The sequence below is a fragment of the Tetzosporium hominis genome (assembly GCF_002265435.1).
In the GTDB taxonomy this organism is placed as follows: Bacteria; Bacillota; Bacilli; order Bacillales_A; family Planococcaceae; genus Chryseomicrobium; species Chryseomicrobium hominis.
The window spans coordinates 1-1,062 of sequence record NZ_NOKQ01000372.1; the positions used below are offsets into that span (position 1 = coordinate 1).

The 1,062-nt window shown below is 49.3% G+C and carries 1 protein-coding gene; it reads right to left on the reverse strand.

Annotated features, from left to right (window positions below):
* Positions 1–391 precede the first annotated feature (391 nt).
* The coding region (locus CF394_RS15365) for a transposase (RefSeq protein ID WP_133079869.1) at positions 392–1,062 on the reverse strand (671 nt) is incomplete at its 5' end.

Sequence of the window (1,062 nt, forward strand, 5' to 3'; positions counted from 1 at the left end):
CCTCCCTCTATAAATGTTGATATATCAATGGTTTTCACCATCGCAAGTGCCCGAAAAAATATTTTCCGTCACCAATATCTATCATTATTTTGTATTTCTTCATGAATATTACAATTGTTCATTACGCTACGCTGTAGGAGCTTGTATTTATTGGTAGAAATTGCTCCCATACTTTGTCCTATTCAATGCACATTGGATCTCTGCGTAGCTTATGATGACGGACCCTCCCATGTCTCTAGGCGTCTTAGCGCGTACATTCCTTCGTTCGGTCTATTCATAAGGCAGAGGCTGGCGATGCTCCTCAGTGGACTCGTCCTAGCGGACGGTCGGATGGAATAGATGGTGCCGGCTTCTCCGTGTCATCCTTGTTGTCAGAACTCAAACGTTCAGGTCACGCTGCCGACTGGAGAGAAGTGAAGTCATCCATCATCCGTTGCTCGTCAAACATCCAGTGCTTGGTACAGAGTGCGTGTAATACTTTCAATAGCTTGCCACAGAGCACCACGATCGACTGTTTCTTGCGAAGTGGGTTGGCTGCTCGCGTGGTGTAATGTTCATGTAAAGATTTGAATGCAGTGTTGTGAAGGATCAGTGGCATCATGACACGAAACAGGAGGGCTCGGAGCCTCTTCCTACCGCGTTTTGAGATGCGTTTCTGTCCCTTCTGTTGTCCTGAGGAGTTCTCTCTTAGGGTCAGGCCCGCTAGTTTGATGAGTTGGCGTGGATCCTTGTACTGTTTGAAAGAACCGACCTCAGAGAGAAGCTCGATGATCGTCACATCACCGATGCCCGGGACCGAGGAAAGATATTCATAATCCGGTGTCTGACGGACAAGTTCAATGAGTTCATCCGTCAGTGCCTCGAGTTGCGATTGTAACAGACGGTACTGGGTGAGCAGCGTGGCGATCTCGATACGTGCCATCACATGCCCCTCTGTCAGACCGACTGAATGGGCAGCGACCTCCACCAATCTCTTGGCCTTCGGGAGCTGAGGGCTCTTCATGCCTTCTACCTGACGGTAGAGGAAGAGGAGCTCTTCGGGAGCCTTACCGACGATGTCTA